At 68.5% G+C, this 3,939-nt stretch carries 4 protein-coding genes; 2 read left to right on the forward strand and 2 right to left on the reverse strand.

The window, feature by feature from the left end:
* Positions 1–162: 162 nt before the first annotated feature.
* Complete coding sequence (locus QZY48_RS19885; RefSeq protein ID WP_295434435.1) at positions 163–600, forward strand: hypothetical protein; 438 nt, start codon at positions 163–165, stop codon at positions 598–600.
* A 567-nt stretch (positions 601–1,167) separates the two neighbouring features.
* Here the strand turns inward: QZY48_RS19885 and QZY48_RS19890 are convergent.
* Positions 1,168–2,220: a 3-deoxy-7-phosphoheptulonate synthase gene (locus QZY48_RS19890; RefSeq protein ID WP_295434437.1), complete on the reverse strand. Its 1,053-nt coding sequence runs from the start codon at positions 2,218–2,220 to the stop codon at positions 1,168–1,170.
* 307 nt (positions 2,221–2,527) lie between these two features.
* Here QZY48_RS19890 and QZY48_RS19895 point away from each other — a divergent pair, with 307 nt between their 5' ends.
* Positions 2,528–3,007, forward strand: a complete 480-nt coding sequence (locus tag QZY48_RS19895; RefSeq protein ID WP_295434438.1) for a hemerythrin family protein — start codon at positions 2,528–2,530, stop codon at positions 3,005–3,007.
* A 36-nt stretch (positions 3,008–3,043) separates the two neighbouring features.
* On the opposite strand, the gene QZY48_RS19900 is transcribed toward QZY48_RS19895, so the two are convergent.
* Positions 3,044–3,939 (reverse strand): trypsin-like peptidase domain-containing protein (locus tag QZY48_RS19900; RefSeq protein WP_295434439.1); only part of this gene is annotated, 896 nt, incomplete at its 5' end.

Here is a 3,939-nt window from a genome sequence, read left to right on the forward strand (position 1 = left end):
ATCGAATAATCCGACCACGATTACGACAACGACAACGACAACGACGCCCAGTTCGTGAGAACCCAGGACCCAAAACGCGATAAAATCGCCGTGAAGGTCGCGGCCGGCGTGCCGGAATCTTGTGCCGCCGGCCGGATTCATTTGATTTGTCAGGAGATTTCAGTGTCCGAAGAGCAAGAAGACGCGGCCGTACCCGCCATCCAACAGGCCTTGCTGCGCGCCCCCCCGGGCGAGGCGCAGTTACTCATGGGCTGGATGCGGGGGTTGCGCGAGATCGGTCAAGGCGAGCTGCGCGGGCGCCATAAGGCGGCCGCGCAGCTTGCGTTGTTGCGCGACAGCAAGGCCGCGTGGCCGCTCGCCAAGGTCATGGGCCGGGCCTTGAAGATCGTTGCCTGGGACGCGCGTTCCTGGAAGCTGCGACTGGGCGTGCTGGCGGTCGTGGCCACCTTCGTGGCGGTCGGCAATGCCGGGGCCGGCATCGTCCCCCTGGGGGGCGGTATCGGGCTCCCGCTGTGGGTGCTGGCGGGCGGCGGCGGCGTCCTGATCGGCCTGCTGGCCGACCTGATCCGGAAGAAAATGAGGAAACCGCCGACCCATTAGGTGAACTCCGGGTAACGTTTGTACCCGCCCAGCTGACCGGAGGTCGAGGCTTCAGCCGGACGGGCGCTGCGGCGCGCTAACGGCCATGGCAGCAAGACCAGCTACCCTGGACGGTGAAAGTTCGCCGTGGGAGCGGCTTTACCGTGAAAGTGCGTAGTCAGGCCATCCTGGCCTGACGGTGTCGGGGCTGGAACAGGCAGGGCTGGAAGCCCTGACTACGCCGCCCCGCACGCTGGCCATCGAGCTAGCGGCCGAGAGGACTTTCATGTTCCGGGGTGGCGCGGGTGCCATGACCGTTAGCCGCGATGCGAGGCCTCGTCGCGGCTAACGGCCCTGAGGGGTTGTCCGTCACCCCCGAAACATGAAAGCCCCCGGCGGGAGCGGCTTTCACGGTAACCCGACTGACGCGATTCTTCTCTGCGTCTCTGCGCCTCTGCGCCTCTGCGTGAGATTCTTTAAGAGGTCTCGCGCAGAGACGCAGAGACGCAGAGCCGGTGGCCCGCGACGCCCCGTCGCGGCTGAAGCCGCTCCCACAGGGTCGAGTCATGTGGAAATCGTCTTAAGCCGTCAGCCGCGCCGCCGCGCCGCCGCCTGGGCCAGTTCGCGCAGCATGGGTTCGGTGTCGGCCCAACTCACGCAGGCGTCGGTGACGCTCTGCCCGTAGACCAGCCCGGTGGGGGTGTCCAGGTTTTGCCGTCCGCCGACCAGGTTACTCTCGATCATGGCGCCGATGATGCGCCGGTCACCGCGGGCGATCTGGCCGGCGACGTCCTGGCATACCTGGATCTGCTTTTCCGGTTTCTTGCGGCTGTTGGCGTGGCTGAAATCGATCATGATCTTGGGCGTCAGGCCCGCCTCGACGATCTGATCGGCGGCGATGTTGACGCTCTCGGTGTCGTAGTTGGGCCGGTGCCCGCCGCGCAGGATGATGTGGGTGTCGGCGTTGCCGGCGGTGGAGAAGATGGCCGATTGTCCCTCCTTGGTGACCGACATGAAGACGTGGGGGCGCGCCGCCGAATGGATGGCGTCGATGGCGACCTTCACGTCGCCGTCGGTGCCGTTCTTGAATCCCACCGGGCAGGACAGGCCGGAGGCCAGTTCCCGGTGGCCCTGACTCTCGGTGGTGCGGGCCCCGATGGCCCCCCAACTGACCAGGTCGGCGATATACTGGGGGCTGATCAGGTCCAGGTACTCGGTCCCCGTCGGCATCCCCATCGCGGCCAGGTCCAAGAGCAGCTTGCGGGCCAGGGACAGGCCCTTGTTGATCGCGAAGCTCTCGTCCAGGTCGGGATCGTTGATCAGGCCCTTCCAGCCGACGGTGGTGCGGGGCTTCTCGAAATAGACCCGCATCACCACCAGCAGCTCGGCACCGCGGGCCTGGCGCACGGGCAGGAGACGCTCGGCATATTCCATGGCAGCCTGAGGGTCATGCACCGAACAGGGGCCTACCACCACCAGCAACCGGTCGTCCTCCCCGTGGAGGATGCGCTGGATCGCCCGCCGGGTGTCGAAGACGGTGTCGGCGGCCGCTTCGGACACCGGGAAGCGCTCGTGGAGCGCGCGCGGGGGCTGCACCTCGGTGATGGTGCGGATGCGCAGGTCGTCGGTCTGATGGGGCATGGCGGGGCGGGGCGGGTCCAGGTCCAAAACAAAGGGGAAAGCAGTATATGTCAGCGAATGGGTGACGCGACGGGCGGGAGGGCGTAAATTCCAGTCTGGACGACCGCCGGGACCCATCCGTGACACCGGCGACACCTGCTTGTGGGCGGGCCGGGCCGTCGGCTGGGACTGGAATCCGCTGCCGGTGGACCCCCATATATGGAGCCTTGACGGGGCGCACCGCCGGCGCCGACACGCACCCCGCGGTGCCCCGACCCAACCCACGCGCCCCTTGCCGGGAGCGGCGCCGCCCACGGGAGACACCCCGATGTCTAGACTCTTGACCTGGCGTAATGAATGGTGCCTGGGCATCGGTGCCCTGGATGCGGATCACCGTGCCCTGGTCGAGGCCCTGATCGACATCAGCCTGCGCTACTGTCCCCAGGCGGCGGCCCCGGTAGCCTTTCCCCGCGGGGTGCCGGCCCCCGGCGCCGCCGCACGCGCGGGCGGGCTGGCCGATGCCCTCACCGCCTTCGGCGACAAGGCCCGAGCCCATTGTCGGCGCGAGGAGGCCTTCATGCGCGCGATCGGCTACGCGCGGCGGGCGGAACACGAGGAGCAACACATCGTGCTCATGGCCAAGTTCGACACCATGGTGCGCGAGTGCCGCGCGCGGGGCATCCTGGTCTTCGATGACATCGGCCAGGAGTGGGTGCGCGATTGGCTGCTCGGTCACATCGTCGGCTGCGACCGGGAGTTCGCCCGCGTCTACTTCTCGCTGGTCGGCATGGAGAGCGCCTGCGGCTGAGCCGGGACCAGGGGCTGCCCGCAATTGAACGCTGGTTCAGCGCAATTCCGGGAACGCCGCCCGGGCGATGGCGCCGGGGATCGCCAGGCCGAACCCCTGGTAGTTGGCATCGCCGCCCTTGGCCAGCTTGGCGAAGTTGATGGCGACGACCTCCCCCGCCTCATCGACCAGCGGACCGCCGCTGTTGCCGGGCAGCAACTGGACATCGGTCATGATCTGGTCCGGGGCCAGCCGCGTGACCCGTCCGGCGGTCACGCTGTCGGAGACACCCAGTGGATTGCCGATGGCATAGACGGGGTCCCCCTGCCCGAGGGGCTGACCCGTGGCCCAGCGCAACGCCGGGGTACGGTAGCCGTCGAGCTTGAGCAGGGCCAGGTCATGGTCGTCACTGGCACGGATCAGCCGGGCGGTGAGGCGCTCGCCACCCTTGAGGACGATGGGAAAGCTCTGCTGGAGGATGGCGCGGTCGGTGTTGAGGCTCTGCTCCAGCTTGGCGCTGTCGACGCGTTGCCGCCCATCGGCCACCTGGTCGGCCAGTTCAGCGACGGCCGCCGCGTAATAGTCATACTGATCCTTGAGGCGGCGCGCGACCGCGCCCTGCTCCTGGCCCCGCGCCTTGAGCCGGGCCAGGTCGGCGGCCACCCCGGCCGCCAGCGTGCGCCGCCGCGCGAGTTCCGCCTCCTGGGCCTGCAACCGCCCTTCTGCCGGTTGGAAGCGCGCCTCATCCTCGCGCCGGTCCGTCGGCATGGGGCGGACCACATGGCGGTTGGTGAGGATATAGCCGTCGTCGGTGATGAAAAAGCCGGCGCCCTGACCGAGCACGGCCTCGATCGCGACGGTGGCAAGGGTGGCCTGCTGGACCGGCGTGCGGGCACTGAACCGCCGGGCCAGCGCTGCGGCCAGGTCCCGGGTCGGGGCGGCCGCCGCGGCGG

This window comes from uncultured Thiodictyon sp., assembly GCF_903828115.1.
Taxonomy (GTDB): Bacteria; Pseudomonadota; Gammaproteobacteria; order Chromatiales; family Chromatiaceae; genus Thiodictyon.